Source organism: Serratia sp. X3 (assembly GCF_014982455.1).
Classification (GTDB): domain Bacteria; phylum Pseudomonadota; class Gammaproteobacteria; order Enterobacterales; family Enterobacteriaceae; genus Serratia; species Serratia ureilytica.
In genome coordinates this window covers 212,484-238,625 of sequence record NZ_JADCNB010000003.1, presented here as the reverse complement: position 1 = coordinate 238,625, position 26,142 = coordinate 212,484, and the positions used below count along the sequence as shown (strand labels likewise).

The window sequence follows — 26,142 nt, the reverse complement described above, 5'->3', positions numbered from 1 at the left end:
CAGGATATAAACACTAACAATGATTACCGGTGACTTAAAAAGTAAAATCGACGGACTATGGGAAGATTTCTGGGTGGGTGGCATCACTAACCCACTGACCGTAATCGAACAAATCACCTACCTGATGTACTCCCGGATGCTGGATACCCAGGAACAGCGAGACGAGAAGCGTAAACAAATCGCGGGTATTGATTTTAAACCGCGTTTTACACCAGAACAGCAGGAGTTCCGTTTCAGTCACTACAGCAACCTTGGCTCGGATGAGATGATGGAAGTGGTGCGCGATGGCGTATTCCAGCATTTCCGTCAGCTCGGCCAGGCTAATACGTCGAAGGTAACTCTACTGGGCAACTTTATGAAAGATGCCCGTCTGGAGATCGTCAAACCTTCGCTGTTAACCAAAGCTGTGGAGGTGATCAAAAACCTGCCGCTGGATCGTGGCGACACCAAAGGCGATCTTTACGAATACCTGTTAAGCAAGTTGACTACCGCCGGGATCAACGGTCAGTTCCGCACGCCACGCCACATTATCCGTACGATGGTTGAGATGATGGAGCCTAACCCGGCACGTGGTGAAACGATCTGCGATCCGGCCTGTGGTACGGGTGGTTTTCTGGCAACCAGCTATGAATATCTGCTGGAGAAATACAGTTCACTGGAGTCCATTCATACCGAGATTGGCACTAACGAACGCGGCGAATTAGAAGAGCAAAAAATCTTTACTGGCGATCTGCTGACGCCGTGGCGTGACCATGTGGATAACAATATGTTCCACGGCTACGACTTTGACACCACTATGCTGCGTATCGCCGCTATGAACCTGATTATGCACGGCGTGGAAGAGCCGGATATCCACTATCAGGACACTATGAGCCAGAGTTTCAGTACTAACTTCCCACAGGCCAGTAAAAACGCCTTCAACCTGATCCTGGCAAACCCGCCGTTTACCGGTTCGCTGGACGAGGAAGACATCGACTCCACGCTGTCGGCAATGGTGAAAACCAAAAAAACCGAACTGCTGTTCTTGGCGCGGATTCTGCAAATGTTGAAAGTGGGTGGCCGCAGCGCGACTATTGTGCCGCAGGGCGTACTGTTTGGCCCCAGCAGGGCTCACCAGTCACTGCGTAAAACACTGGTGGAAGATAACCAACTGGAAGCGGTGATCAACCTGCCTTCTGGTGTATTTAAGCCTTATGCGGGTGTGGCGACAGCGATCCTGATCTTTACCAAAGGTGGCCAGACGGATGAGGTCTGGTTCTACGACCTGCAAAATGACGGTTATAGTCTGGATGACAAGCGTAACCCGATAAAAGACAACGACCTGCCGCATCTACTGGCAAGCTGGAAGCATTATCGAACCCTGCGTGGGCTGCCGGTTGATAACTTTATGGGCGAGAAATTAGCCTCGTTACTGAAACAGCAGTACCCGGAAGGGATTGCTGCTAGTGTTGATTTTAACGATCGCACTCAGGCGGCATTTGTGGTGCCGAAAGCGGATATTGCCGCACAGAAATATGACCTCTCCATCAATCGCTATAAAGAGGTGGTGTATCAGGCCGAGGAGTATGAAGATCCAAAGGTGATACTGAAGCGGTTAAAAGATCTGGAAAAAGAGATTCTGGCGGATTTGGATGAGCTGGAGGGGATGCTGTGATTGACAGTAAATTAGTAGGATTTGTCGAGAAAGATTTTTGTAGTGTTGTAAAAGACCTTACTTCAGGAAATCCTAAGATAGGAAGTAAAGATTACCTTATAGAAGGAAGATTTCCAATAATTGATCAAGGAAGCAACTTTTGCAGTGGTTATACAAACTCTAAAGAGCTTTTATGTAATATAGAGCTACCATGTATCATTTTTGGAGATCATACCAGAGTATTAAAGTATGTTGATACCCCATTTGCTCTTGGAGCTGATGGGGTAAAAGTTCTTAAGCCAATAAAGGGATTAAGCGAAAAATATCTTTTTTATTTTTTAAAAAATTTAGATATTCCGTCAGCGGGATATAGTAGGCACTTTAAATTCCTGAAAGAAAATAATATTAAGTATCCGTTACAGCTAAGTGAGCAAAAACGTATCGTATCTATTCTTGATAAAGCCGATGGTATACGCCAAAAACGCGAGCAAGCTATTAAACTGGCTGATGATTTTTTACGTGTTACGTTTTTGGAAATGTTCTCCCAGCTAGAACATGGTGCAAATAAAGTAAAACTAGGCGATATTGTTACTCTAGATGCACCGATGGTAGATCCGAAAGAAGAAGAGTATATTGATTTAATTCATATCGGCCCCGATAGAATTGAAAAAAAAACCGGTTTACTTTTACCAGCGCTAACAGCACGAGATGAGAATTTAATCAGTAAGAAATTCCTTTTTGATGAAAACTATGTGCTGTATTCAAAGATTCGACCTTATTTGAAAAAATGCGCCATCCCTGATTTCAGCGGCTTATGCTCGGCTGATATGTATCCAATAAAACCTATTAAAAGCAAAACTAATCGTGAGTTTCTATGGCAACTATTACTCTCTGATTCTTTCAACAAATACACCAAAACCTTACCTGACAGAGCAAACATACCTAAACTAAACAGGAAAGAGTTATTAAACTTTGAATTATCTCTACCGTCTATTTCCCTGCAAGAAAATTATAAAAATATAGTAAAAAAGATAAACCATACAAAATTGGCAATGCGTAAACAGAATAGTAACAACCTATTAAATAAATTGGCAAGTAATTTCTTCCTGAAAAACCAAAAAGCAAGGTAATCAAAATGCCTAATGTTAACATTGATGAATTAAAAAGATTAATATCAAATGGGGAAATAGGTGCAATAACTCTAGACACCTCTATTTACATTCATCATCACTATGGATTTGAAATCGGAATATTATCAAAATTATCACAATTCAAAAGTACCGAAATTAAATTTATTGTAGTAGATATGATTCAGCATGAAACATTATCACACCTTATTGAAGAGGCAAAAAAGAACAAGACTGAGACAAAAAATAGTCTTAAAGTTATAGGTAATTCTTGGGGAATTACACCTCAACGCAGACAGGAGTTAATGGAAGAGCTTTTCCCGAGTAATGAAGATGAAATATCTAAAGTTAGATTTGATGACTTCAAAAAGAAGTCTGGCGCCAAAGAAATAAAATGCACCAAGCTATCAAATTTAGGTAACATAATAGATCTATATTTTAATAAATTAGCACCATTCGCTATCAAAAAAGATAAAAAAAATGAGTTCCCTGATGCTTTAGCTCTTTCAGCCCTTGAAGTTTGGGCTGAATCTAACAATACCAAAATTTTAGCCGTTTCAAAAGACAATGACTGGAAGGAATTTTGTGAAACATCACCTTTATTATATTTCATTGATGAACTGTCTAATGCGTTAACTGCATTCCACTCGAATGCGTCAGTCAATATCATTAATGCTCTGAAAGCTTTCAATATTGATGAGCTAAATAAAGAAATAATAGAATCAATACCACATCAACTTTATAACTTAACAGTTGATGTAGAAGCAAGTTCATCGTTCTACTATGACGTTGAATCTTCAGAGTTAACAATGGTTGATGACCAACAACAACCTATAAATGATTTTGAAAAATTCCTCTCAAACCTAAGCATTATTGATACTGAAGAAGAATCTTTCTCGATACAATATACAGTGAACTGTAACGTTGATATTGAGACTACTCTTGACTTCAATACCTGGGATGGTATTGATAAAGAATTTATTGGTATGGGGGGAGGAATCTTCAATACTTCAGAGGATATAGATATCGATATTATAATTAACTTTAACAAAGATGATAATGATATTGAAATCGATAGTATTGAAGTTATTAGTTCAAGTATAACTATCGACCTTGGTGAGGTTGGACCAGACTGGATGAACTCTCCCGATTATTGCGATTGATATAGCCGATATTATTTTGTTATTAAGTGATAAACCATCAAGTCTTGAATATGTCTTGATGGTTTTTATTTTTGCACAGCCCCTACTGCAATCTCACATTTGACAAACTCATTAATCTCATCCGTATACTACCACACAATCTTCTTGGGGCCATGCAGATATCGAAAGTGACTAAAGCTTCCGAGAATCACGTTCTTATTAGCATACGCACACTACGTATCAATCCTCAGCAATTTAAAGCTATGTTTACGAGGAATCGTGTTCATTGAGGGCTGGTCGTTATACCCTGTTAGCCATTCTTTATACCCCGTTAGTGGAATAACCTGATTAATACTCTAGTTGCTAACAAGTTTGCGTGGTTATTATTGCTGATGAGGGGTAATCGTTACGGTGGACTCAGAAACACTACTTCCAGTAAAGTCCATCAGCCATCCTCGCTTAGGAGGATGGCTGATTAGTTTTATTTTATTAAACACATATGCTAGACATTGCCCCGATTTACCTTCGCATAATCAAACGGCGTAATCGCTCTCTCCCGATTGGCATCCAGAAAATCAGCCCACCACTGCAACATCAACTTGCGTTCATCCAGATGTTCTGCTTTATGGATATACGCCGCCCTCACCGAATTGCGTTCCATATGGCTCATCTGGCGCTCCACTGCATCCTTCGACCATAGTCCTGACTCAATTAGCGAACTACAGGCCATTGTGCGGAAGCCGTGACCGCAAACCTCAACCTTAGTATCATATCCCATCACCCGTAGCGCACCGTTTACGGTGTTTTCACTCATTGGCTTACGCGGATCATGATCGCCAATAAAAATCAGCTCATGTACACCACAGAACTGTTTTATCTGCTCCAAGATCGCCAGCGCCTGCTTTGAGAGAGGTACCAGATGCGGTGTACGCATCTTTGAGCCTCGCTGAGAATGTTTCACATCAGGAATAGGCTCTCGCTCAGGCGGGATGGTCCACATTGAAGTTTCAAAATCGATTTCTGACCAGCGAGCAAAACGCAGCTCACTGGATCGAATAAAGATAAGCAGAGTGAGTTCCGTTGCCCAGCGGGTTAGCGGCCTGCCGGTATAGCCGTCTATTTTCTGAAGTAATTCAGGGATGCGTTTTAACTCCAGCGCCGGACGATGTTGTCGATTACTGGAAGCTACCGCCCCCGCCATCTCCTGCGCCGGATTGTAATCAATTAACCCGCTTTGCACTGCATAACGCATGATGGCCGTAGTGCGCTGTTGAAGACGGGAAGCCACTTCAAGACGTCCAGATGTCTCCACGGCTTTAATGGGAATTAACAGATCGCGGGTACCCAGTTCAGCAATATTGCGAGTACCAATTGCCGGGAAGATATTGTCCTCAAGGCTCTTTTTTACGCGATTAGCATGATCTTCCGACCATTTCTGATTGGTAGTGAGCCATTCTCTGGCAACCTTCTCGAAAGTAATAATCTCTTTCGCCTGCTCTTCTTTCACAGCACGTTTATGCTCACGAGGATCGATACCAGCAGCTACCAGCTGTCTGGCCTCTTCCCTTTTCTTCCTGGCATCAGCCAGCGAAACATCCGGGTAAACGCCGAACGCCATCAAATGCTGTTTACCGCCAAAACGGAAACGAAATCGCCAATACTTTGAGCCGTTAGGTTTTACAAGTAAGAGCATGCCGTCGCCGTCAACAAGTGAATACTCTTTCTCCTCAGGTTTTGCAGAACGAACTTTAGTATCCGTTAGGGCCATAATGGGCCTACTTCCATAGGTATATCGTGAGTATACAAGCAATATCGAATCGGCAAATATACTCATTAGTATACTCACAAGCTTGTTGATGTGGGTTGACCCAGGTTGACTTCAGTTGAGGTGAAAAGCGGGTAAAGCCTTGTGTGGCGTGGATTTCAGGCATAAAAAAAGACCTCAGTTGAGGTCCATTTACATGCTTTTGGTGCGAAGGCCGGACTCAAATCTCCATGCAATCCACTGAAAAATATAAAGTTATAAAAACAAAATCACGATTATGCCCCCTTTTGTGCCCCCAGTATAAATTTCGTGAAACGCTGGAAGATTAGACTATTGCTCTGACAACAGCATAAAATTCAACCATACAAAGAGCTCGGTTAGGTTCCGCGTCATGAACCCAAACCCAAAATCTTGTTACGCATAAATTTGCTGGCGCTATTTTCTGATCGCAGCTTTATTTCTTGGACTCACTGCCACAAAAAAAAGATTTATAGAAAAACTGTTCACCCTATACACCCTTTTAATTTATTCTTTTATTTCAATGCATTGCTGGATGTATAGCTACCTTCTCTGTGTACACTTCTGTTCACCTACAGGGTGAACAGTCTGAATCGCAGGCACAAAAAAACCGGCCTGAGCCGGTTTGGGGAGCGCTTGTCGTTATGATATTGGCCATTCAGCGGCCGATAGAATGCCCTGGTGTTGCTGCGTGTGTTTAGGTCAATGCCACTATAGGCGGCGCGGCGATTGAGCGTCCAATGGGTTCGGCAGATCAATCATGGTCTATTGATCGGCCGGGCCGATCGACTCACTCACCGTCACACAGCACCGCACTTCGGCAACCAGTCCGCTTCGCACTCGTCACTCAATATCAGGTTGATCTGTATTCCCAGCTTGGTGCGGCGTTTCAGCAGCGTATGCTCATACTCTTTCAGCGTCTGCGGCACCGTCTAGTGCAAAATGGCATCTGGATAGATCATGATTTGGCGTGCATCTCCGATGCGTGGTTTAGGCTATCACCTACTCGGAAATACGTTTCGGTGTCATCGAGAAGAAGGCCTCATCGCGTCACTCACAGCTGGTCGACGCGTCCTGCGTCCGCCCTGATGCCGTGCTGGCCTAGAAGAGCCGGGCGGCGGTGGACGCCACCTCGAAAAATTAGGCGACTCTGGTCGTGGTCGGGATGCCGATCGATCCCAACGACACGGCGATCACCGGGCATGCCGCTGCATCCGGTGTCGTGTTGGTGACGAATGGTGTAAGAGAATTTGAGCAGGTACCGGGCCTAACGCTGGAGGATTGGGAAAGATTGCGGAGTAAAGTAAGGCCGTCATCTGGGCGGCCTTACTCCCTTTCACCTACGTTCGGCTTAATCTTTTTCAGCGTTAGTTAATGGCTCTATACGGATACGTGTACTTTCGTGAGTGGTTTTTGGTGGCCTGATAAATTCACTTTTTCCCAACTGGGTGGCCAAATGCCACATCGAGTCTGAATACACAATGCTGCGGTGACTCCTCTCAATGAGAAAAGCGGCATAATCCGAATGCCCGAAAGTCATCAGCACTGACCTGATAAATGTGCGCGGCGCCCTGTCATCTTTCAAACATTGTATCAGCAGTGCGTGCTTCTGTCGGTCGCTGGTCAGTTTTACTGAGAGCCGGGTCAGGGTTTGCAGGCTGAGAAGCGGCCCATCAGAGAACAGTGCCTCATCTTTATCCCAGAGCCAGTTCAGGATACTGATACAGAGTTCATCAGATATCTTACCGCCATTCAGAAGTAACCGGGTAATGCGTCGGTCAAATTCTTCATCAGCATACAAAACAAGCTCGTAGTTCTCATTCAACAAGGCGGGACGGATACAAATCAGATCATAAAGAAGCGGTGTCAATCCGTCACCCTCTTCGTAAAATGCCTGATAAAGTTGTTCAAAGACACTAGCGGTTGGAGCTAACCATTTCTGATCCATCAGTACTGCCGCATTGTTCAGCGGCAAGCTGTCAGGCAACTTAATAAGAGATAATCTGAATGTCTTGGTTACCACGACAAGTGCATCTTTACTGATGTTTTCTGAAGATACTACTTTTATAAGTAACTGCGAGAGCTGAACCTCAGTCAAAGGTAATGTTTCATTTGGCAATAAAGCGTAATTAATATTGAGCCATTCACAAAATGTATCAGCGGCAACTGACGCATCTTCATCAAGTAAAAAAATTGCATTGTTCCATAAAGGGGTAATGTGATTATGATGCGTCAGAAGTGAATAAAGGTTTCTATCATGATTAGTTTCTGTTGTTTCGTTATTTTCTTTGTTCAGGATAACTGTTACATCTTCCAGCATAAACTTCATACTGACTATTAGGCACTCTGCATCATCCCAGTCAACCAATGCCGAATTAAGGAGGTCAGGAATGAGCTCTCTTTCTTCGGAGTGAATAAAAATATCACGGATAAACGATGATATGTTTTCATAAACATAGGCTTCAAGGTTCGAAATATGAAGCGATTTTATTGTTTTTAAAGGTTTTTTACGTAAGGCTTCACTGCTGTTTTCTATCTCATGGATGAGTGAAAAACAGAGGTTTTGCAGGTTGGATGTGGAATAGACCCACAGTTTTTCCTGTGCCACCGAATGCAGAGTTTTCTTGACGGAGTTGCTCTGGACCAAAGGGATATTAGTCAGGCGACAGTCTGAATTCCGCAGGTTTTCACAAAAAGTCTGAGCACAGTCCTCAGGTATGGCTGTTAGGATATTAACGTGAGAATCAATGAGTCGCTGTAGCTCTTCCCGCTCTCTCTTAGAGACGACGTTCCAAGGCAGTGCCGGTAAGGACAGTAACAACGGGAGCAGAGTGTGTTGAGCTTCGATATCATTCAAGCTCCCAATCTGGTGGATAATTGTGGACAAGTTGCCATCCCCGTCGACCAATAACCTGATATATTTCAGCTGCAGAGTGGGTTCCCAGCGAGGGAAGATCTCATTGGCTAGCCTTACCATCCGCTCTTGTGCTTCAGGTTCCACCTGCATTCCCAATATAGTCTTCAGGGAAACCTTATCATTGTACATAAGGTGCCTGAGAATCTGAGGATGCCAAGCATTGTCACGCATCAGCATGCCCAGTCCACTTAATTTTACCACTGTGTTAGCAATGTTGCTGAGGGGCATATTTGTCGTTTCATCAGGTGATCTTCCTGCCGTCACAGCCCTAATAAAGTTATTGTCTTCCGTGCTCAGGCTACCCGGCATAAATACAGAACGATAGGCCATATAGTCAGTCGAAAGATAGCCATGAGATAGAAGGAAATACAAGAAATCGATTTGTCCAGCGTTATCAGGTAAGACTGCTCCGTCGTCATACCCCGGTGATACACATGCTATGGCCCATTTAATGAAGCCTGAACTGCCCATTTTGTTGATGAAAAAGGCAAGATCATATGAGAAGGTATTCTGAATCTCATATCTGAGAGTTTTGATATTCTCCTCTAAACGAGTGATGCCACCATCTGATTTTTTCAGGATAATAGAACACCTTTCCTCGTATTCGGTTTTCATACTCTCAATTGTTGTTTTTTCAACTACAGCAACATCTATACCATACACCCTTGTGCGGATATGAAAAGCATTACCGCTTAAAATTGAGAGGAATGTGTCTTCATCTTCAATAACGTTTTCGAGATTAAATTGAGAGCCATTATTACGAATAATATACAAAGTAGATTCTGTTTTCTCATTAATATATTGGTAAAGCATTTCTCTTCTCAACTCTTTTTCTGATACTACCCTCTCATTCTGCAAAACGGAAAGTTCCGTATGATGCTTTTTCATCCTTGTGTTAAGTGTAGTACAGTATTCTTCTCTTAATTTACCAGATGTATACTCGGTAACAATGCTGTAAAGTAATCCTTTTTTCTGATCTATTCCGTGATAATCTTCGGCACAGAGATTTTTGTAGGCGATGAGTGCAATCAGTCGCTTAAGATCCTCTCCGTTATTCACAATATTCCTGTAAAGCCGGAATTCGTTTGCAACATTGTGCATCACTCGCATATCAGGAATAAAAAGAGCCAGTCTGGCAAGGCAATCTCTGAACCCATCCTGTATAAGTTCATCCAATGTAAATTTCCCCAAAAAATGCTCAGAAGCATTCTCACTATCCATTACCGGGATCACCGGCATGACAAAATCAAAAAACTTTGTCCGTGATTCAGGCGTGCTGAAGAGATTATCCCTGACAGCGTAGATAAATCTTACCGGCTTATCAGCGGGAAGGCAGTTATTGATGAGCTGATTTATCTCACGGAGCTTGATGAAGATAGCACCGTCGTTATGACGGTCCAGATCCTCAAATATGACCACATTGTATTGCGTTTGCTCGAAGAAGTAGACGATTTCATCAATGTACACATTGAGAAGAGAGGGGGCGGTGGGGCGTGTAGAAATCGCTCCTTTCAGTACGTCAACTTTATCAATACTGACGCGGCGGTCAAATACCCCTGTACGGTGCAGTTTCTTCAGTGCAAGGAATAAGGCAAAAAAAAGAAATATCCCTGCGCCACCAACCCTAGCGAGTATAGGCAAAGCCAGGAGAAACTGACTCAGCTCTTTCGGCAGAGAAAGCTTCGCACTGATGTAATCAGGGAATAGAAAAAGCAGGCCAGTTGCCGTCAATGCAAGTATGAGTAACAGGCTGGCGGCCATCATGGCAATCTGAGGCGCGCTAACGTCAGAAATGCGCTCCAGACGGGAATATGGCAACACACTTTTTTTCTCTTTGTAGAGCAGCTGTTGCAGGATGCTGTACTCAATTGTTTTTTCTTCAGCTTTAGCCGCTTTTTTATCAGCTTTATCACCGTCGGTTTTGTCATCCCCCACACTGGTATCTCCGGATGACGCTTGCTGCATTTCAAAATCAGCCAAAGACACGGTCATCATCCTGAAGTCATTGCTTTCTGCTTTTTCCCACGTCAGTAATACAGAGCTTTTACCTGCACCATACGGGCCAGTGACAGCAATGTTTCTGATATCCGGGCGAGAACAAGCAAAATTCAGTGCTTCGATATAGCTTTGCGCTTTTTCATCCTCAATGACTGAGGGGGTCAGAGGTTCATAAGCGATATGTATTTGTTCTTCCTGAGCATCATCGGCGCTGAGTACCGGCATCAGAGCTTCCGTTCGGGATGGTCTTTGCATGTTGTTCACCCAACATTGTTTGTTTAACCGGCATTATATCGCCTGAAAACAGAAAAGATAACAAAGGCAAAACTATAAAGAAGGAGTCTTTCTAGACATCTGGAATGATAAGAGCCGACTTCCGGTTTTTGGATCACGCCAGCAGTTACGCATAATTCCCCTTATCTTGATTTTCGCCGTAGAAAACGTTGTGCGACTGCCGAACTGAGCTCGGTGCTTTCGGGCTGAGTGTACGCCATCATTCGCGTAGTGCGTTGGCGGTTTACACTACCGATAGCGTCACACGAAATAATCGCGTTGATAAATGAAGTGGCAGGGCGATAAAACCAGTTTCATAGGAAGTTCACAAAAAATTAACAAACATGAATTATCAAAATGATAAGCTTTTCCCGATTCCGTGTGATTCGGTTATTTAGGGAAAAACGACATGAACGTCATCCAACTCACACCGTTACGACTCCCAGATATAACAACGCTTTCCGCCGTGACGAGAGAGAAACTCGCTTCTTTGGAAGCCATTGTATCGACATATCTCCTCTCCAGTGAAACAAGTAAGGGGCATGATCGAGTTGTTGGCTTTCCTAATGAAGAGATCAATAGGTTAACACACCGACTCAGTGCCCATTACCTAACTAATCAGAAAGATATAAAAAACGACGGCCGAACATTGTTGGAAACAGCACTAATTAATCAGTTCTCAGATGATTATAATCGCATGATAATGCGGGCCAAGTTCGATTGTTTTCTGGCCTTTTTAACTTTCTGGTCTGGCAAAATTAATCCGATAAAACCTGGTATTAGAAAGACAGCCATGCGCACGTCATCAGATAAAAATGGGCATTACATCCGGTTTATTGATGCGAAACACTTGGTCGATGGATTGCGTAATATATGGGCCATTATTATTAATGCCCCCTTTGATAATCTTTACTCAGCGGTGATCAGTTCAACAGCCTTGCTTGCCTACCATCCATTTTATGACGGAAACGGCCGATTTTGCAGATTGCTCATCAATGCCATGTTGAAACGATGCCATGACAACTATATTCCCCTTCATGATATTTATCATCTATCACAAGGTGGGTATTTTATCCGTTTGCGGCAAGCGCTGATATTCTCAGAATGGGATGAGATTATTTTGTTTCATTATAACATCGTCAGTTTTTTCACCCCAAAGCCATGTAAACTTAGCTAAAGAGGATAGAGAAATGGAAATATTGTCGCAGAAGGATATGTTACTTGTCGCAGGCGGTCAGCAATCTGATGAGGACAGAGATCTTGAAGAGATGCGTGAATTGCTGAGCTCTGTTGGCTCTACAGTTGGCGGTGGCGTTGGTGCTTACGTTGGCGGTGTTATCGGTGGCCCTGGAGGTGCTTTGATTGGTTCAGGTGTCGGTGATTACATCGGTGGAAAAATTGGTGAGAACTATCATGAGCCAGATAACGTCTCGATGACTCCTGCGGGAATTGGTACGGATAACCATTGGTAAAAATGCAGACTGGGTAGTTAAACATTTAATATTGGTTTGACTGCCCATCATGACCAGACATAATATTTCTATTGTTTAGATTTTTGGAGTGGGTAAATGAAGATTTATTGGACGCTGAAGAGCATTCCGGAACTGAAAAACTTACCACTAAAAGAAAGAGTGAAGCGCTGGCGAAAAGCATTTTTGGGGCAAAACATGTCAGATACATTAGGTGTACTGGCCATTTCCATGCTCCCATGGTTTATCATCATTCTTTTAAATGATGTGAAATTTAATAATGAAATATTACACAACTCATTCATTGTTATGGTGGGCTATGTCGTGAGCGCTTTTATTGGAATGAATGTTATAATAAGAAGGATGTTATTGAAAAACAAGGATGTATTTAAAGGCTAAGGAATTTAACCCAGTGCTCACGGTTATCATTTGAAGGACATGATCGAACAGAGAGTCATATTCATTAGCACTGCTGATAAGTGGTTTGACAAGCACGTTGTACTGGCTGTAAGTTTGGTTTCAGCTAAGGTGAGTGCGCAGCGTCGCTATTCACTGGTTAATGTGATTGCAAAAAACACGATGTTTATCACCGCATAACCAAGGATCCCAAATAGTGTTTCGCCAGGAAGCGATCGATAATCAGAAAATGAAATGGCGTGGCAGGGCGCTCCTGCTACCCGGTATTCCCGTTTGGGGCACGACAGGGCTCTGCCTGTTTTTCTTCATCGCCTTTCTCACCTTCGCGATCGCCGGTACTTATACCCGGCGGGTCAACGTGACCGGCGAGATCAGCACTTATCCGCGCGCCGCCAACGTTTATTCCGCCGTCCAGGGGATAGTAGTCAAGCAATTCGTCACCGAAGGGCAGGTGATTGCCGCCGGTGCCCCCATTTACCAGATTGACGTCAGCAAAAGCACCCGCAGCGGAGTGGTCAGCGACAACCAGCAGCGGGATATCGATGGCCAGCTGGCACGCATTGCGCAAATCATCAGCCGACTGGAAAGCAGCAAGCAGGCCACGCTCACAATGCTGGAAAAACAGAAGGCGCAATATACCGCCGCGTTCTCGCGCTCAACCGACATTCTTCGGCGTGCTCAGGAAGGGATACGCATCATGAAGGAGAACATGGAGAACTACCGGCACTATCAGACCAAGGGACTGATCAACAAGGATCAGCTCACCAACCAAGTGGCCCTGTATTACCAGCAGCAGAACAACCTACTGGGCCTGTCCGGCCAGAACGAACAGAATGCGCTGCAGATCACCGCGCTGGAAAGCCAGATCCATACCCAGGCCGCCAACTTCGACAACCAGATCTACCAGATGGAGCTGCAGCGCTACGAGCTACAGAAAGAGCGGCTCAACATCGATGCCGGTGGAGCGATCGTCGTTCGTGCGCTGGCCGATGGCCGTATCGATTCGCTGAGCGTCACGGTTGGCCAAATGGTTAACGTCGGCGACAGTCTGCTGCAGGTGATCCCCCACGACATCGATCACTACGCCCTCGTGCTGTGGGTACCTAACGATGCCATTCCTTACATTGCTGCCGGTGACAAGGTCAATGTACGTTATGACGCCTTTCCGGCGGAAAAATTCGGCCAGTTTGCCGGTATGGTGTCCGTCATCTCCAAAGCCCCGGCCTCACCGCAGGAAATGCTGACCTATCAGGGGGCCCCAAAAGCGGCGCTGACCGCCGCTGTGCCCTACTACAAGGTGATTGTCATTCCGGAAAAACAGGCCATTGCTTATGACGGTAAACGTCTGAGCCTGGAAAACGGCATGAAAGCGCAAAGCACCCTGTTTCTGGAAAAAAGGAAGATTTATCAGTGGATGTTGTCACCGTTCTACGACATGAAACACAGCGCGACGGGGCCGGTCAATGAGTAAGCCTGCATTCAAACAACTGGTCAGCCAGCTGGATCTGCGGCTACGTCACCGGGTTCCGATGGTGCACCAGACCGAGTCGTCGGAATGCGGGCTGGCCTGCCTAGCGATGATATGCGGTTACTACGGCAAAAACATCGACCTGATCGCGCTGCGCCGGCAGTTCAACCTGTCAACGCGCGGTGCAACACTGGTTGGACTGACCGGTATCGCCGAGCAATTGGGGTTGAGCACCCGTCCCCTGTCTCTGGATCTGGACGAACTCAACGCACTGAAACTGCCCTGCATTCTGCACTGGGAATTCAACCATTTTGTGGTGCTGGTCAGCGTCAAAGGCCACCGCGCAGTGCTGCATGATCCGGCGCGCGGACGCCGGGCCATCAGCCTGACGGAACTGTCGCACAGTTTCACCGGCGTAGCGCTTGAAGCCTGGCCCGGCAGCTCCTTCACCGCCGACAGCGTTCGCCACCGCATTCATCTTCGTACGCTGATTGGCAGCGTACACGGTCTCAAGGGGGCGCTCGGCAAAATCTTTTGCCTGTCTCTGGTATTCGAAACCATCAACCTGGTGATGCCCATCGGCACGCAGCTGGTGATGGATCACGCTATTCCTGCCGGGGATCGCGGGTTACTGACGCTCATCTGCGTTGGGCTGATGCTGTTCATCCTGCTGCGGGCCGCCATTGGCATGGTGCGCGCCTGGGCCGGACTGGTCATGTCGACACTCATCAACGTACAGTGGCAATCCGGTCTGTTTACCCACCTGCTGCGCCTGCCGCTCGGTTACTTTGAACGGCGTAAGCTGGGTGACATTCAGTCACGCTTCAGTTCACTGGATACGCTGCGCAGCACTTTCACCACCAGTATTGTCGGCGCCATCATGGACGGCATCATGGTGATCGGCGTGTTGGTGATGATGGTGCTGTATGGTGGCTGGTTGACCTGGGTGGTGATCGCGTTCACCGCGCTTTATGTGCTGATACGCCTGCTGACTTACGGCTATTATCGCCAGCTATCCGAAGAAGCGTTGGTGAGAAATGCCCGTGCTGGTTCCTATTTTATGGAGACACTGTATGGCATCGCCACCGTCAAGATGCAGGGCATGGCGGAACGCCGCATCGCTCACTGGCTCAACCTTGAAATCGACAGCATCAATACCGGTATCCGGATCACCCGAATGGACATGCTGTTTGGTGGGATCAACACCTTCGTGGCGGCCTGTGACCAGGTTGTCATTCTGTGGCTAGGGGCCAGTCTGGTGATCGACAATCAGATGACCCTCGGCATGTTCGTCGCGTTCGGCGCCTTTCGGGGGCAGTTCTCCGATCGTATCGGGTCCCTGACGGCGTTTCTGCTGCAGCTGCGCATGATGAGCCTGCATAACGAACGTATTGCCGATATTGCCCTGCACCCACGGGAAGATCGCAAGCCCGACCTCCCATATATCTCGGGAATGCAACCGATGGGATTGTCCACCCATGCCCTGAGCTACCGGTACGACAGCCAGTCACCGGCGGTCTTTGATGCCTTGGACATCAACGTTGCACCGGGGGAAAGTGTGGCCATCGTGGGTCCGTCCGGGGCAGGCAAGACCACGCTGATGAAGGTACTGTGCGGGCTGTTTCCCCCGGATTCAGGGAAGGTCGAGGTGAACGGCGTCGATATTCGGCAGCTCGGCATCAACAACTACCACAAAATGATTGCCTGCGTGATGCAGGACGACAAACTGTTCTCTGGCTCAATCCGGGAAAATATTTGCGGGTTCGTGGACGAGGTAGATGACGCCTGGATGGAAACCTGCGCCCGGGCCAGTTATCTGCATGAAGTGATCATGCGCATGCCGATGGGGTATGAAACCCTGATCGGCGAACTGGGGGAAGGATTATCCGGCGGGCAGAAGCAACGCCTGTTTATTGCCCGGGCTATTTACAAGAAACCGGCGATTTTGTTCCTGGACGAGGCGACCAGTGCGCTGGATAAGGACAGTGAAGCGAAGGTGAATCAGGCGATTAAGGCACTCAGCATTACACGGGTGATTATTGCCCACCGCGAAACCACCATTGCCTCAGCCGATCGCGTCATCGTTCTGACCCACAAGGCGGACCAATGAACAAATCACGCTTTGCATTTACGCTGGCCTGTTTTGCGCTGGTTCTTCTCATGGTGGGCCTGACCTTTTACCCCTGGTTTCTGAGCGATAACGCCGCGTTTGTGCAAACAGGTCTGGTGTTACCCGTTCTGTATCTCCTCGAGTTCGGGCTCATCGTCCCGTTATATGTGGCCTTTTTTAGCAAAGAGCACGGTATGGGCGTGGGAAAAATTAACGGGCGGTTAATGATTGCGTTCACGGTATTCATTCTGCTGCTCCAATACCTAGGCGCCTATATTTTGGGGATTAGGAAAGCAGAAAGCTGGATGACCGAACAAGAAGCGGTAAGGGGCTGCGTATTTTGGGTGAACACGCTCCTGTTGGTCTTTCTCGTTCCCATTTACGAAGAAATGGTATTCAGAGGGTGTCTTTTCAGTGGGTTGTTGCAGATATTCAAAGGCAATATCTATTGGTCTGCACTCACGACGTCAGCTGTCTTTGCCATCCTGCATACCCAGTACTCAGATATCCGCACGTTCATGATCCTGGCACTGGTATCGCTGCTTTTGATTGCTGCACGCATTGTATCGAGAGGAGTGGCCATGCCGGTACTGCTACATATGCTGATGAATGGCTTCATCATGGCGACCAGCTATTACTTTTCATAGCGTTAGCATCGAAAACCAGGCCTCCACCCATCACTCTTTCCTGAGTCTCAGCACATTTTTTTTCCACCATGCGCTGGTCACAAAGGCATAGACTAATGCGATAACGGCAGAATAGCATAGGGTTTTTATGACTAAAATTGATTTAAATTCAGCCCCTTGAACAACATCCACTACGGTAAAACAAAATAGGAAAAGAAAAAAAACACGGATAAATTTCTTCATGGCGAAATGAGCTTCTCCTTTAGAGTGGCCGGGAGGTATTCCCGGCCAGCACTGAATTACCAGTGGCATTGTCCATTAACACTGTTTTTGTTGCTGTCCCCGCCAAAGGCACCACGGTCGTTACCGCCGTTGTTACTGTGAGTGGCATTCCATGCAGCATCAAAACCGGCCGCGCCAATAACACCACCGAGAGCGGTACCTGCAATCGCACCTAATGGTGCACCTGGTCCAGTGAGCATCCCTCCGATAACACCTCCGGCAGCTGCAGCTGCCGCTGCCGCGGCATCACGCCCAGAATCGTGACCACGATTGCTGCCACCATTGTTGTTGACTCGGCCGCCACCATCACGGTTATCCCCAAAATTTCCTGCACCAGAAACATGGTAGAGCATAGATGGATCAATAACTTTCATAAACAACTCCTTTTGATGATGAAACCACAGCGTGTAAAGTTATGTAAAGCGACTAATTATTAACCCACACAACGTGAGGTTTCAAGGGGAAATTGTTAGGAAAGTTTAAGTTTTTCATCAAGAGATTATCATTCGCTGGGCTGGCTGCACTCCGGCGACGCTCGGTTCAAAACGACAGGGTAGCAATACTGACGTTACCCGGCACACCCTTTATGCATAAGATATTTGATCCGAGTATTGTCTTTTTAGGCTCTGCGCATGAAAAGAGATAAGGTGTATGTAAGTTCTGCATTATATGTACTAATTAATAGTATTCATTGCTCCGGCGGTACGATGAACTCAAACCGCCCACGATCGGAGCGCACCATGACCCCGCTCTTCCAGGTTAAGCGGGCATTTCGGTCGCCAGCAATCCGAATAAACAAATTAACTAATTGTAATTATTAATTAAAATATAATTCGTTTTTTTTGGTATATCTAATCGTATACCAATGCAGGGAGGCGACGCCCTGTTAAAGGGGGATTCTAGAATCTGACATGACCAGTTAGCGCCTTTTATCCCATGCTTGTTTGATGAGCTGCACATCAGGTTTGAAACGCGACATGTGGCGGATACCTACCACAGGCACATCCAATTGTTTAAACCGTGCTGTAAAGTAGAACGTAGAGTAGTAGCGGTTTCGGCTTATGTACTCGGGCTCATCGCCATCGCCGAATGCTTTTAAAAGCAAGCGAGCTGCTGAGTGAGAGTTCATTCCGTTACTGTAAGCAATAATTAGCTCAGGTTTGCATAGGGGGACGGTAATGTTTTCAAAGAAACCCATCGATTTTTCAATCAGTCGATCCAAACTGCCAATCGCGCTCTCTTGAGCCCTTTTTTTGAGCGACAGGGCATCTTTAGAACACAAGAGTAGTGCATTGGTATAGACAGTATCTTGCCATCTAAAGCCTAGCTGTTCAGGGACGGATTGCAGGCGGCTTGCCAAATGTTTGATGCCCCATTCACCTTCGGCACCAGCCTGAACATTAGAGAAACAAGGTGAATTAAAACCGTTTATCACTGCTTCAGCATTTGTAAAACCGCCATCTGCTGATGAGCCGTTGAACCCGACCATGATTAAGCGCTTTCTTGCTGGTTTAGCTGCTAACAATTCGAAGGAGCAATCATAAGGACGGCCGGGTAGTTCGCTTAAATCATGCCGTTCTAAACCTTCCAAAATTATTGTTTTGGTCGTTTCCATCTTAACGGTTATCCCATCAAAGAGTCTGTTTTGACTCTGCCCCATGATAGAGCCAATCTGCCATTTTGCTCAGAAAAAAAGATTTATAGGAAAACTGTTCACTCTATACATATTTTTATTTTATCCCTTTATTTCAATGCATTAATGGGTGTATAGCCACCTTCTCGGTGTACACCCCTGTTCACCTGCAGGGTGAACAGCCTTAACCGCAGGCACAAAAAAACCGGCCTGAGCCGGTTTTGGGAGCGCTTGTCGTTATGATGTCGGTCGCTACCCTGCTACTCTGTATATGCATAATGTTCACTGCCAACTTTTCGGCTGAGTGATGACTGTGTGTGCGATACGTTAAGCAAAAATGCGATGGCTGGGTAAGTAATTTAGTGACGTAACCATCTTTTTGTATAAAGATGCAACACCCACATCTAAAATGATAACTAGAGAAATATTCTATGCAATCTGAAAACTTTTCATCTCCAAGATCTCTACGCTCAGCCGATGCTATAAGCGCAAAGAACTCCTTATTGAATGATCCTCATATTGAACAGCTTACTAAATACGTTGAAGGACTAAAGATAAAACATCCTGAATGGGAGTTCCCTTATTTTGACCCACATGATGGTGGGCAAGGCGCTAATATCCTTTTTCTACTTGAAAAACCCGGCCCGAAAACATCCCCGGCTCTTGGCGGCTCAGGTTTTATTTCAAGAGATAATAATGATGCCACTGCTGAAGCTATTTTTAATTTCATGAACGCAGCAGGTATCCCACGAAAGCGTACTGTGCTGTGGAACACTATCCCCGGTTGGAATGGAACGATTAAGCTGACATCTGCAGAAAAAAAAGAAGGCCTATCAGAACTTGCCAATTTATTAGCTCTCCTACCAAATCTTACCACAGTTGTGCTAGTAGGTCGTAAGGCTGAGAAAGCTTTACCAATAGTCAAAATGAAACCAGTGAAAATAATTGTGTCCGCACACCCATCACCAAAAGTAAGAGCGACCAATAGAGCAATGTGGGATAGCATTACAGGACAGTGGTTGCAGGCATTGTAGGCAGACAAAGTCTAAAATATTTATAGCAACTTATTCACCTACAGGGTGAACAGTCTGAGTTACAGGCACAAAAAAAACCGGCCTGAGCCGGTTTGGGGGAGCGCTTGTCGTTATGATATTGACCGTTCAGCGGCCGATAGGATGCCCTGGTGTTGCTGCGTGTATTAAGGTCACTTCCACTATAGGCGGCGCAGCGATTGAGCGTCCAATGGGTTCGGCAGATCAATGTCTATTGATCGGCACGGCCGATCGACTCGCTCATTGTCACACGGCGCCACACTTCGGCAACCAGTCCGCTTCGCACTCTTCGCTCAATATCAGGTTGGTTTGTATTCCCTGCTTGGTGCGGCGTTTCAGCAGCGTATGCTCATACTCTTTCAGCGTCTGCGGCACCGCCTGGCCGAACGCCGTCAGGTTCATCACGTGCTGATACCCCCGTGCGGCCATAAACGACAGGTAGGCGTGATACAGGTAGCGGCGTGGATTCGGCGGGGTGATGTTGGCGTTGCCGATCATCATCCCTTCCGGGGTACCCAGCACCGTCAGGTAACCACAAAAATCGACCAGCGGATCGGCATGCCGTTTGATTTCCAGGGCTTCCGCCGAACTCTGCTGCGCCTGGAGCAGTGCACGCGCATCATTCCGGTTGGCGAAGCGCTGCATCAGGTGACGCACAATCACGGCCAGCTCTTCGGTGATCTTCGCCAGCAACAGCGGATCGCGCCCTTCGGGGGCGATAGCCTCCGGGAACGGCAGAATAACGCGGCGGCGCGAGATGCCGCCGCTGCGGTCGCTGAACTGCATCGGGTTGTTGTTGACCGCCAAAATCACCGCCGGGATGTGCGCCGCGTAGGCGTCGCGGTATTTGGGGTCGATGGCGACCGCATCGCCGCCGGTGATTGCCTTGATACCCGCGCCGTCGCCGCTCCACTTCTCCTGGTCAGGCAGGATAATCAGCGAGTAACCCACCACGCTGGCCCGCTCGCGCGCCGACTCCAGGTTATCGATGGTGGCCGAGGTCGTGTTGTCAGCCCCGGCGAGCAGCCGGGCAATGGCCGCCATTACGCTCTTGCCGCTGCCGCCGGGGCCGGTCACTTCAAGGAACAACTGCCAGTCGTAGCGGTTGGCCAGCACCATAAAGAGCGCCGCGAGGATACGTTCTTGCTTGTCGTGCTTGCCCCCGGCGGCCCGCGTCAGCCACTGCCAGAAGTGCGGTGCATGGTCGGCCAGGTTCTCCCCGGCACGCGGCGGCGTATAGTCCACGCTGTTGACGGTGCGCAGCCAGTGCTCTTGCCGGTGGGCGCTGAACTGCCCGCTGACGGTATCAAACACCCCGTTACGAAAGCCTATCAACCGGCGAGCCGGGTCGCCCATCTGCGGCACCATCAGCTTGAGGGTGTCCAAAATGCTGTTGATACCGGCAGCGGAGAACGGCGCGCGTACCTTCTGGAACAGCGCGGCAATCTCCCGGCTCAGCTGTCGGTGGGGCAGCACCTGCCAGGCGCCGCGCGTATAGCGGCACAGCTCTTCCCCCACCGGCGGCACCGCCAGGGTATTGCCGTAATGCTCCGCCAGCAGTTCGGCTTTCTCGCTGGCGCTCATGGCTTTGAGGTCGGCATCGCTCAGCGTGTCGAACGGGCTGGGCTGCGGTGGCTGACTAAACACCTGGAGCTGCGCGCGCGTGGACTCAGCGCCTTGCTGGCAGTAAATATCGTTCCAGTCACCTTCCGTGGGCGGCAGCGCCGGGATGCCGCCAGTGAGTGTGGCCGCCTCGGCTGCGCGGGTCTGCCCGGTGCCGCTGCGGTCATTATCGGCCGCCAGCAGCAGCCGTGCGTCCGGGTAGTGGCTGCGCAGCTGCTCTGCCACGGCGGCCAGGTTGTTAGCGCTGAGCGCCACGCACACCGTCTCGCCGGTCAGGCGATGCACGGTAAGGCCGGTGGCGTAGCCTTCGGTGAGCCAGATAACCGCGTTGTCCGGGCCGTTCAGGATGTGGCTGGCGGCTTTCACCTGCCCGCCTGCCAGCATGCGCTTGTCCCCGCTGGCGTTAATCAGCTGCACGTTAATCACCTCACCCCCGGCATTGTACAGCGGCAGCAACAGGTCGCCGGGCTGGAAGGTAATACCGCCGACGCGCAGCGGCTGACCCTGCAAGGTCAGGGTTTCTGCCTCCGGCCAGCCTTTGGCGCTCAGATAGGCGTTGCCGCTTTTGCACTGAGCGGCAGCCACCAGAGCTTGTGCCTGTCGCGCGGCTTTGCGCTGAGCCTCGGCCTTGTCTTGCCCGCCGGTCTTCTGTGAGGCATGGCCGATCTCAGCGGCCGGTGGCAAAGCGTTGGCTTTTCCTCCCATCACGGCAGCCACCTGTTCGGCGGCGGCCTTTGCTGACAGCGACAGGGCTTTTTCCACCAGGTTGAGGCCGTCACCGGCCCCGCACTGATTGCAGAACCAGGTGCCGCGTCCATCCTGGTTGTCGAAGCGAAAGCGGTCTTTGCCGCCGCAGGTCGGGCACGGCTGCGGCTTGCCGTTCGGCTGCAAGGCAATACCGAGGGCTGGGAGTATCACCGGCCACTGGCCGGTGGCGGTGCGTACGGTCTGGGAAACGAACTGGGCGCTCATGCTCTTCTCCTCAGTGTACGGTGGCATGCTGTGCCGCCGACAGGCGCTCACAGCACAGCTCGTCCATCATCTTTTGCCCCAGCGTGGTCAAGCGCGGTGCGGCCACCAGAACGTCCGGCTGCACCATGTCACTCAGCATGGTGCACGCCATATCCATGCCGTCCTCTGCGCCGTACTGACGCACAAAGTGCCCTTCCAGGCGCAGGGCAATCGTCATCTGCAGCTCGTCCAGCGTGTAACCGAGGCTCACCCGGTAAAAGGCGCAGGTGTCCAGATAGGCCTGCGCCACGGCGCGGCGGAAAACGGCGGTACGGACTTCAATCGGTAAACAGGATGCAGTGTTCATGCGGCGGTGGCCTCCATGCGGGCAAGGATTTGGGTTTCACAGGTGTTGACGACGTGGCCGAGCTGGTCGGTCAGCAGGGCAATGACCGAGGCAAACGATGCCTGTTGCACGGCATCGGGGCGCTGCCCGCTGAGGTCGAGGGTGTCCAGCAGGTCAAGGAACAGCACGCCGGTGGCGTGCGCATGCTGGAGACGCAGAAAATCGGCGTGCGGGATAGGATAATGGGTATCGCGGTAGTAGCGGTCGGCCAGGGTATTCATGCTACCGCCTTAACCGGCAGACGACCGGCAAAGGGCAACACGTAATCACGAGCCAGCAGGCGGCGAGCATTGTGCTCAGAATCCGCCACGGTGCGCACGATACGCGGCGAAGCGGTCAGCGCAGAACGGCGTACGGCCGCAAACAAAAAGCAGAATGTAGGGTGAGTCGGGGTGAGGGTCGTAGCCATGGTGGCAGCCTCCATTGAGTCATGGTTATTGCTACCACCGAAGTTTCCACGCTTATGGGTGGTAGCCCAGACGGGGGTGGAAATACCGGCCTCAATGGATACCGGCCTGACCGAAGTCAGCCCCGCCTGAGCCACCATTGTTTGATAGCCACAGTAGCATAAAAACCACTGTGCAAAAAATGAGCACACTAAGGCCGCGACATAAAAAAACACGCCTGGCGCGTGTTGTGTCGCCATTGAGTTACACGGGTTTCCACGCCCGACTGCCGATTGTGCGGCAGCGGGAGGACTATAGCGCAAGGCCGGACAAAGGGGCAAGCCGTAAGACGCCCCCGGACGTTCAATCGATCGCATAGTGATCAACAGTCGGTAAGCGGGTCGTTGCGGGTATCGGTCACCGCACAGGTCAGCGGCATCGGCCCGGCACGGAACAGGTGCGGCTCAGCCTGGCTACTCGCCAGACGAATAATGCCGTGTTTTTCGCTGCGGTGATCCGGCAAGACGACGCCAGGCTCTTTGCGTTGTAACAGGATGGCTTCCGCGATAAACAGTGCGTCGTTGTCGCTCAGGGTAAAGTTCTGGCGACCAAAGGTTAATCGCATCATACGGCGCCCCCCTGGTGACGATTGGCGATACGCTCGTCCATCCACAGCTCAACCTCGGAGGCCAGCCAGGCGACGTTTTTACCACCGAGGGAGACCTGAGCCGGAAACTGCCGGCGACTCATCATCTCGTACACGGTGGAGCGGGACAGGCCGGTGGTGTAGAGCACTTCCGGTAGACGGATAAAGCGCTCGCGCGGGGTATAGACGCCAGGATGCACCGGCGACGAGGTGGATGGGGCGGGGGTGGAAACGGTCAACATAAAACGCTACCTCTTTGTGTCCGGCCAACGCTGGCCGGGACTGTGTGAACTTCGGTAGCGCCCTATTATGTGAATATTTACCGGGGTGGCAACAAGGCGTTGTTGTGTGGTGGAACAGATTTTATGCCTACTTTTCAATCAAGTGGACAACGCTGGCCAATATTGGCCTTTATTGGCATTTATTGACCGTTGTTGGCAAACCGGCCGAAAAGCCTGAGCGATGAATGGACGGTTGATTAATAGGGAGAAACCGCCAAACACCGCTAGCCAGGGAAAAGGTCGTTTTGGGCCGGGTGAACAGTGGTGAACACCGGGTGAAGAGTTTATAGAAAACTGTTCACCGTCTTATTTACTGATTTATCTATATTTTTTATTTAGGTGAACAGTAGTGAATAGTTTTAGGTAAAACTAAAAACGGCTTGATGGTTTTCTCATCAGCGCTCAAGGCTGTTGTCCTGGGGACAGTCCAACCGGGATGAATGGCGATGTTGTACGGCGGTCAGCAGAATAGCCTCACATTGACTGACACCGGAGACACGACCATGAGCACCACCGCCTTACCGAAATACATCACCGATAAACTGCAAGCCCTGCGTGACGCTCGCGCCGCCCACGACAAAAACTACCAGGCATTGACCGACGTCGTGACAGGCATTGCCCGCTGCCACCAACAGAAGAAAGACACCGAAGTGCAGAGCCAGGAGGCAGAAAGCCAGTGGCGCATCCTGTTTCGCAAACTGCGCGGAGAAATGATGCCGGAACGGCAAGCGCAGCACCACAGTCGGATTTCCAAGCGGGAGCTGGCGAAAGAGTTCGACGGCTTGATTGAGGAGATGAAGCTGGACAAAATGCCACTTCACCTCAGCTGCGGCGGCACGCCCCCGAAGGTGGTGGCCGCACACAAAGACGCCCTCACGACCTTTGCGGCTCATGCGATGCATCAGGCGGTGGATGCGCTGAGCAAGGCGCTTATCAGCCCTGACGTTATCAAGGCGTGCGCACTGGCTTCACGGTCTTACGCCGTCTATGCGGACAATCCGATGAGGATGATTGAGCAACAGGTACTGGGCACGCTACAAGGCCGCATTCGCGCTACCATGGCTACACAAAATATCGACCACCCGGTGCTGAATGAGATTGGCCTGACGATACCGGAACAAACCGGCGCATTGCAGGAGCGACAAAGATGCCCGATGCGCCAGATGCAAGGGGTAACAGAATTAGCGGAAAAACGTCAACGCTTGCAGCAGAAAGGGGCCAAATCATGATGCGCTGCCCGCTGTGCACTCATGCGTCCTATACCCGCACCAGTCGCTATATCACGGAGCGGACGAAAGAGGCGTATTACCAATGTCAGAGCCTGACCTGTTCTTGCACATTCAAGACGGTGGAAAGCGTCGATAAAATCCTGTGCCAGCCGATACAAGCGCAACCGGTCGATGAGAACGCCTTGCCACCACTGGAGAAACGGACATTGAACCGCTATCGCCGTTACAACAGCAATCCTACCCTGCACTAAGCATTCTCCGCTCCGCCGCTCTCGACAGCATCGCAGGGCATTCCCTTTTCACCTCGCCCAAAACAACCTTTTCCCTGGCTAGCCAGCCTCAAATTGCGCGTGCATGCATAGGGTGCATGATTTTGCATGCAAGAAAATGCACTTTTCATCCCCTGCCGCACCAGTACTGGCGCGGCCTGCGGCCGTTCATGCAACTGCATGAAAAGCGACACATGAAGTGCGCAGGCGAGGCGGGGGAAGTATTGCGCGCGAACACAGATACGATACTTTATTTTCAAGGCTAGAGCACATCCCTACGCCGTGTGAGTTTGCGAGGCAGCCAGGAACTGGTAGCAGGTAAATCGATGATGAGACAAGCTGTTAAGGTGGCTAGATGAATGAAAAAGAACAGCCGTCCGGAGACGGCAAATATATCTATTCCTTATAATCAGAATAATCA

22 protein-coding genes and 2 pseudogenes are annotated in these 26,142 nt (G+C 49.0%); 13 read left to right on the top strand and 11 right to left on the bottom strand.

Going from position 1 to position 26,142, the window contains the following annotated elements; translation table 11 throughout:
- Positions 1-19 precede the first annotated feature (19 nt).
- The 3 genes from IMX17_RS15335 to IMX17_RS15325 are packed head-to-tail and all read left to right on the top strand — an operon-like array spanning position 20 to position 3,923.
- On the top strand, positions 20-1,654 hold the full coding sequence (locus IMX17_RS15335) for a class I SAM-dependent DNA methyltransferase (RefSeq protein ID WP_193549941.1): 1,635 nt from the start codon (positions 20-22) through the stop codon (positions 1,652-1,654).
- On the top strand, positions 1,651-2,763 hold the full coding sequence (locus IMX17_RS25470; protein WP_193549940.1) for a restriction endonuclease subunit S: 1,113 nt from the start codon (positions 1,651-1,653) through the stop codon (positions 2,761-2,763). The genes IMX17_RS15335 and IMX17_RS25470 overlap by 4 nt, the downstream gene beginning before the upstream one ends.
- Before the next feature lie 5 nt (positions 2,764-2,768).
- A complete protein-coding gene (locus IMX17_RS15325; RefSeq protein ID WP_193549939.1) occupies positions 2,769-3,923 on the top strand; it encodes a PIN domain-containing protein in 1,155 nt (384 codons plus the stop codon).
- A 481-nt stretch (positions 3,924-4,404) separates the two neighbouring features.
- On the opposite strand, the gene IMX17_RS15320 is transcribed toward IMX17_RS15325, so the two are convergent.
- Positions 4,405-5,670, bottom strand: a complete 1,266-nt coding sequence (locus IMX17_RS15320; protein WP_193549938.1) for an integrase arm-type DNA-binding domain-containing protein — start codon at positions 5,668-5,670, stop codon at positions 4,405-4,407.
- An 815-nt stretch (positions 5,671-6,485) separates the two neighbouring features.
- A pseudogene (locus IMX17_RS25380) lies at positions 6,486-6,614 on the bottom strand (hypothetical protein); the annotation flags it as partial.
- A gap of 65 nt (positions 6,615-6,679) precedes the next feature.
- On the opposite strand from IMX17_RS25380, the pseudogene IMX17_RS25255 reads away from it, so the two are divergent.
- Positions 6,680-7,060, top strand: a pseudogene (locus IMX17_RS25255) (hypothetical protein); the annotation flags it as partial.
- Here IMX17_RS25255 and IMX17_RS15315 read toward each other — a convergent pair.
- Entirely contained in the window at positions 7,037-10,825 is a 3,789-nt protein-coding gene (locus tag IMX17_RS15315; RefSeq protein ID WP_193549937.1) for a pcar, read from the bottom strand. The pseudogene IMX17_RS25255 and the gene IMX17_RS15315 overlap by 24 nt on opposite strands.
- 457 nt (positions 10,826-11,282) lie before the next feature.
- On the opposite strand from IMX17_RS15315, the gene IMX17_RS15310 reads away from it, so the two are divergent.
- The 6 genes from IMX17_RS15310 (at position 11,283) to IMX17_RS15285 (ending at position 16,984) form a co-directional block, all read left to right on the top strand.
- Positions 11,283-12,050 carry a Fic family protein gene (locus IMX17_RS15310; RefSeq protein ID WP_193549936.1) on the top strand — a complete coding sequence of 256 codons (768 nt, stop codon included), beginning with the start codon at positions 11,283-11,285 and terminating at the stop codon, positions 12,048-12,050.
- 13 nt (positions 12,051-12,063) lie between these two features.
- On the top strand, positions 12,064-12,345 hold the full coding sequence (locus tag IMX17_RS15305; RefSeq protein WP_076741047.1) for a glycine zipper domain-containing protein: 282 nt from the start codon (positions 12,064-12,066) through the stop codon (positions 12,343-12,345).
- Between the two features lie 96 nt (positions 12,346-12,441).
- Positions 12,442-12,741, top strand: a complete 300-nt coding sequence (locus tag IMX17_RS15300) for a hypothetical protein (protein WP_076741048.1) — start codon at positions 12,442-12,444, stop codon at positions 12,739-12,741.
- A gap of 214 nt (positions 12,742-12,955) precedes the next feature.
- Positions 12,956-14,230 carry an HlyD family secretion protein gene (locus tag IMX17_RS15295; RefSeq protein ID WP_193549935.1) on the top strand — a complete coding sequence of 425 codons (1,275 nt, stop codon included), beginning with the start codon at positions 12,956-12,958 and terminating at the stop codon, positions 14,228-14,230.
- On the top strand, positions 14,223-16,337 hold the full coding sequence (locus IMX17_RS15290; RefSeq protein WP_193549934.1) for a peptidase domain-containing ABC transporter: 2,115 nt from the start codon (positions 14,223-14,225) through the stop codon (positions 16,335-16,337). The genes IMX17_RS15295 and IMX17_RS15290 overlap by 8 nt, the downstream gene beginning before the upstream one ends.
- Positions 16,334-16,984: a CPBP family intramembrane glutamic endopeptidase gene (locus tag IMX17_RS15285; RefSeq protein ID WP_193549933.1), complete on the top strand. Its 651-nt coding sequence runs from the start codon at positions 16,334-16,336 to the stop codon at positions 16,982-16,984. Before IMX17_RS15290 ends, IMX17_RS15285 begins: the two co-directional genes overlap by 4 nt.
- Positions 16,985-17,262: 278 nt before the next feature.
- On the opposite strand, the gene IMX17_RS15280 is transcribed toward IMX17_RS15285, so the two are convergent.
- Entirely contained in the window at positions 17,263-17,619 is a 357-nt protein-coding gene (locus IMX17_RS15280; protein WP_143779246.1) for a hypothetical protein, read from the bottom strand.
- Between the two features lie 545 nt (positions 17,620-18,164).
- Positions 18,165-18,860: a hypothetical protein gene (locus IMX17_RS15275; protein WP_227414594.1), complete on the bottom strand. Its 696-nt coding sequence runs from the start codon at positions 18,858-18,860 to the stop codon at positions 18,165-18,167.
- A gap of 449 nt (positions 18,861-19,309) precedes the next feature.
- On the opposite strand from IMX17_RS15275, the gene IMX17_RS15270 reads away from it, so the two are divergent.
- Positions 19,310-19,912 carry a uracil-DNA glycosylase gene (locus tag IMX17_RS15270; RefSeq protein ID WP_193549932.1) on the top strand — a complete coding sequence of 201 codons (603 nt, stop codon included), beginning with the start codon at positions 19,310-19,312 and terminating at the stop codon, positions 19,910-19,912.
- 264 nt (positions 19,913-20,176) lie between these two features.
- On the opposite strand, the gene IMX17_RS15265 is transcribed toward IMX17_RS15270, so the two are convergent.
- From IMX17_RS15265 to IMX17_RS15240, 6 genes are read right to left on the bottom strand one after another with little or no spacing between them, the layout of a single operon-like run.
- Positions 20,177-22,525: a primase-helicase zinc-binding domain-containing protein gene (locus IMX17_RS15265; RefSeq protein WP_193549931.1), complete on the bottom strand. Its 2,349-nt coding sequence runs from the start codon at positions 22,523-22,525 to the stop codon at positions 20,177-20,179.
- A gap of 10 nt (positions 22,526-22,535) precedes the next feature.
- A complete protein-coding gene (locus IMX17_RS15260; protein WP_193549930.1) occupies positions 22,536-22,871 on the bottom strand; it encodes a DUF5375 family protein in 336 nt (111 codons plus the stop codon).
- On the bottom strand, positions 22,868-23,131 hold the full coding sequence (locus IMX17_RS15255) for a hypothetical protein (protein ID WP_147881529.1): 264 nt from the start codon (positions 23,129-23,131) through the stop codon (positions 22,868-22,870). The genes IMX17_RS15260 and IMX17_RS15255 overlap by 4 nt, the downstream gene beginning before the upstream one ends.
- Positions 23,128-23,673 carry a host cell division inhibitor Icd-like protein gene (locus IMX17_RS15250; RefSeq protein ID WP_193549929.1) on the bottom strand — a complete coding sequence of 182 codons (546 nt, stop codon included), beginning with the start codon at positions 23,671-23,673 and terminating at the stop codon, positions 23,128-23,130. The genes IMX17_RS15255 and IMX17_RS15250 overlap by 4 nt, the downstream gene beginning before the upstream one ends.
- 5 nt (positions 23,674-23,678) lie before the next feature.
- Positions 23,679-23,924, bottom strand: coding sequence for a hypothetical protein (locus IMX17_RS15245; protein ID WP_193549928.1), 246 nt, complete (start codon positions 23,922-23,924; stop codon positions 23,679-23,681).
- Complete coding sequence (locus IMX17_RS15240) at positions 23,921-24,184, bottom strand: AlpA family transcriptional regulator (protein WP_193549927.1); 264 nt, start codon at positions 24,182-24,184, stop codon at positions 23,921-23,923. The genes IMX17_RS15245 and IMX17_RS15240 overlap by 4 nt, the downstream gene beginning before the upstream one ends.
- A 542-nt stretch (positions 24,185-24,726) precedes the next feature.
- On the opposite strand from IMX17_RS15240, the gene IMX17_RS15235 reads away from it, so the two are divergent.
- Both IMX17_RS15235 and IMX17_RS15230 read left to right on the top strand, forming a co-directional pair.
- On the top strand, positions 24,727-25,452 hold the full coding sequence (locus IMX17_RS15235) for an NAD-dependent aldehyde dehydrogenase (RefSeq protein ID WP_193549926.1): 726 nt from the start codon (positions 24,727-24,729) through the stop codon (positions 25,450-25,452).
- Positions 25,449-25,703, top strand: coding sequence for an ogr/Delta-like zinc finger family protein (locus IMX17_RS15230; protein ID WP_193549925.1), 255 nt, complete (start codon positions 25,449-25,451; stop codon positions 25,701-25,703). The genes IMX17_RS15235 and IMX17_RS15230 overlap by 4 nt, the downstream gene beginning before the upstream one ends.
- The last annotated feature ends 439 nt before the right edge of the window (positions 25,704-26,142 follow it).

Bases quoted from the DNA above. Each gene is read 5' to 3' on its own strand.
- IMX17_RS15335 (WP_193549941.1), top strand. From the start codon at position 20: ATGATTACCGGTGACTTAAAAAGTAAAATCGACGGACTATGGGAAGAT.
- IMX17_RS15325 (WP_193549939.1), top strand. From the start codon at position 2,769: ATGCCTAATGTTAACATTGATGAATTAAAAAGATTAATATCAAATGGG.
- IMX17_RS15320 (WP_193549938.1), bottom strand. From the start codon at position 5,670: ATGGCCCTAACGGATACTAAAGTTCGTTCTGCAAAACCTGAGGAGAAA.
- IMX17_RS15315 (WP_193549937.1), bottom strand. From the start codon at position 10,825: ATGCCGGTACTCAGCGCCGATGATGCTCAGGAAGAACAAATACATATC.
- IMX17_RS15310 (WP_193549936.1), top strand. From the start codon at position 11,283: ATGAACGTCATCCAACTCACACCGTTACGACTCCCAGATATAACAACG.
- IMX17_RS15305 (WP_076741047.1), top strand. From the start codon at position 12,064: ATGGAAATATTGTCGCAGAAGGATATGTTACTTGTCGCAGGCGGTCAG.
- IMX17_RS15300 (WP_076741048.1), top strand. From the start codon at position 12,442: ATGAAGATTTATTGGACGCTGAAGAGCATTCCGGAACTGAAAAACTTA.
- IMX17_RS15290 (WP_193549934.1), top strand. From the start codon at position 14,223: ATGAGTAAGCCTGCATTCAAACAACTGGTCAGCCAGCTGGATCTGCGG.
- IMX17_RS15285 (WP_193549933.1), top strand. From the start codon at position 16,334: ATGAACAAATCACGCTTTGCATTTACGCTGGCCTGTTTTGCGCTGGTT.
- IMX17_RS15280 (WP_143779246.1), bottom strand. From the start codon at position 17,619: ATGAAAGTTATTGATCCATCTATGCTCTACCATGTTTCTGGTGCAGGA.
- IMX17_RS15275 (WP_227414594.1), bottom strand. From the start codon at position 18,860: ATGGAAACGACCAAAACAATAATTTTGGAAGGTTTAGAACGGCATGAT.
- IMX17_RS15270 (WP_193549932.1), top strand. From the start codon at position 19,310: ATGCAATCTGAAAACTTTTCATCTCCAAGATCTCTACGCTCAGCCGAT.
- IMX17_RS15265 (WP_193549931.1), bottom strand. From the start codon at position 22,525: ATGAGCGCCCAGTTCGTTTCCCAGACCGTACGCACCGCCACCGGCCAG.
- IMX17_RS15260 (WP_193549930.1), bottom strand. From the start codon at position 22,871: ATGAACACTGCATCCTGTTTACCGATTGAAGTCCGTACCGCCGTTTTC.
- IMX17_RS15255 (WP_147881529.1), bottom strand. From the start codon at position 23,131: ATGAATACCCTGGCCGACCGCTACTACCGCGATACCCATTATCCTATC.
- IMX17_RS15250 (WP_193549929.1), bottom strand. From the start codon at position 23,673: ATGCGATCGATTGAACGTCCGGGGGCGTCTTACGGCTTGCCCCTTTGT.
- IMX17_RS15245 (WP_193549928.1), bottom strand. From the start codon at position 23,924: ATGATGCGATTAACCTTTGGTCGCCAGAACTTTACCCTGAGCGACAAC.
- IMX17_RS15240 (WP_193549927.1), bottom strand. From the start codon at position 24,184: ATGTTGACCGTTTCCACCCCCGCCCCATCCACCTCGTCGCCGGTGCAT.
- IMX17_RS15235 (WP_193549926.1), top strand. From the start codon at position 24,727: ATGAGCACCACCGCCTTACCGAAATACATCACCGATAAACTGCAAGCC.
- IMX17_RS15230 (WP_193549925.1), top strand. From the start codon at position 25,449: ATGATGCGCTGCCCGCTGTGCACTCATGCGTCCTATACCCGCACCAGT.